Source organism: Vibrio sp. OPT46 (genome assembly GCF_015163535.1).
In the GTDB taxonomy this organism is placed as follows: domain Bacteria; phylum Pseudomonadota; class Gammaproteobacteria; order Enterobacterales; family Vibrionaceae; genus Vibrio; species Vibrio alginolyticus.
In genome coordinates, this window is record NZ_JADDYG010000494.1 from 23,517 (window position 1) to 25,882 (window position 2,366).

At 41.9% G+C, this 2,366-nt stretch carries 2 protein-coding genes; both read right to left on the reverse strand.

The annotated features are described in order from the left end of the window. Positions 1-382, reverse strand: a 382-nt coding sequence (locus IQR33_RS33855; protein WP_228014046.1) for a chemotaxis protein CheW, incomplete at its 3' end; no start/stop codon positions are given. 363 nt (positions 383-745) lie between these two features. Continuing rightward, on the reverse strand, positions 746-1,963 hold the full coding sequence (locus IQR33_RS20855; RefSeq protein WP_005385828.1) for an ROK family protein: 1,218 nt from the start codon (positions 1,961-1,963) through the stop codon (positions 746-748). Positions 1,964-2,366: the final 403 nt, after the last annotated feature.

Here is a 2,366-nt window from a genome sequence, read left to right on the forward strand (position 1 = left end):
ACGTGGAAGGAGGCGGCTGAATTTCAGTCCATGCCGTATTAATAATGTTTTTAACCGGACCGACTAAGAAGCCCTGCACCGTGCGGTTGTACTCTGTCACGATCAAATTTTCTTCTTCCGCTTCGCCACGCAAAGCAGGAAAACCAATTGCGCCTCGTAAATCAATCACTGGTACCGCTTCACCTCGTAGAGAAGCAACCCCACGAATATTGTAGTGCGATCCAGGGAGCTTGGTTAACGGTGGAAGCTTGATGACTTCTTTCACTTTGAACACATTAATCGCAAATAATTGGCGACTATTTAAAGTGAACAGCAGAAGCTCTAGTCGATTTTCACCAACCAAGTTTGTACGCTGGTCAACCGTATTTAACACTCCGGACATACTACTACCTAAATTATGGATAATTCTTATTTTACTCGAAATCAGTACAGACACAGCAAGGTTATATAACCAAATAACCTTAAAATATTTGGCTTTTCGAGCACAGCTTTAAAGTACAACAGTTTTAGCGTATTACTTCTCTTTGCATCAGACGCAAAGTCACGCAGCACATTGAAAGCCATTTTGTTTATTTACTTGAGCTTTTTAGGAAATTACATGAATGGCGCAGATATAGCAATGCAACATAACTCAAATTCCCTTTCTAGTAATAGGCGATCAAAAAGGGTGAGCCGTTAAGTCTCACCCTAAATCACCTACAAATGCAGTCTCAACAGCCAGGCACATCATCATGTTAAAAAGTACTTAACCTTCCACAACCTTCATCAATAGTTGACCATCGTACAACGCTTGCTTAATCAACGCGGCACCAGGCATTGTGGCTTGCTTATAGAAACGAGACTCCACCAGCTCAAGATCTTGGTGATAAACAGGTAAACTCTGCTCTTCGATACAGCGACGAACCGCAGGATAAAGCACATCTTTTGCTTGGTTAATCACACCACCGATCAAGATTTTCTCAGGGTTAAATAAGTTGATCACAATAGCAATTGCAGAGCCTAAGTAGCGTCCAAGTTTTTCAATCACATCGACGGCCAAAGGATCACCGTTTGCAGCGGCTTCACAAATGCTCTCAATACTCATTTCTTCTTGTTTAGCAAGAATAGAGTCTTCGCCATCAGCGATTCGTCTTACGACTTCTTCACGAATTGCTTGAGAACTGGCAACGGTTTCCAAACAGCCAATATTGCCGCAATGACAACGTTTTCCATTTGGGTCAATTTGAATATGCCCGAGTTCACCAATGTTACCGTGACGGCCTTGCAAAACGCGCCCATCCAGAATGATGCCCGCACCTAAACCGTGGTGGATAGAGATAAGAACGGAGTTGTCATTATCTTGAGAATGACCAAAAAGCTTTTCTGCTAATGCCCAAGCTCGCGTGTCATTGGCAATGAAAACTGGCAAGCCTGTTGCTTTGTATATCTCTGGTCCAAGAGCAAGATTTTCGACATTGTAATGAGGCATCTGCAAAACGACACCTTGCTCTGAGTTCACGAGACCAGGCAGCGTAAGGGCAATACTGGTAACCCGATCAAGTTGATCCGCGTAAGTCTGAAAGAATTCATCAATTTCGTAAAGCAGGCGCTCAAGCACATCGTCTTGATCAAGCTCGTGTATCTCGATTTTAGTATCGATCAGTACATCACCGCCTAACTCATGCAAAGCAATGGTTAAATAACCTCGCCCCAAACGCATTGACAAAAATTGCCAGCCTTCATTATTGACCTGCAAACCGACAGCAGGTCGACCACGACTCGTCGCTTCTTGTACTGTCGTTTCATGAATCAAGTGCGCTTCAATTAATTCTCGAGTGATTTTGGTGATACTAGCAGGAGCAAGCTCACTCTGCTTGGACAAATCAATTCGAGAAATAGGACCTTTTAGGTCAATTAGTTTATATACACGACCAGCATTGACCTGTTTGATATGATCAATATGGCCCGGTTGAGCCATGTACATCTTGCACTCCGAAATTCTATAACGGGACAATTTTTTTACTTTGCGAACTAATTGTGAAGTGAATTAATAAATCCCCGTGACAAGCATCACGTATAAACCTGTTTGTTTGTGTATTCAATCAAATAACGAAGAATCTACTCCTGTTAAATTGTTTGAAAAATAACTTATTTTTATTCACTAAATTATGAAGTAGTGCCTTTAAAGCAGCGCATTTTTATCAATAAGGCCATTGCCTGTCGAATATCTGTCTGTTTTACCGGGGTTACTCTTAATGTAAACATTATGTGCATATACTTATATCCAAGTAGCTTTAAGGTGTGGGCTCAGCAACGAGGCTAACCTTGAGAGCGATTGCGTAAAGTAAGGATAGAGTTCAAGTTACCTTTACACACACATTCATCGG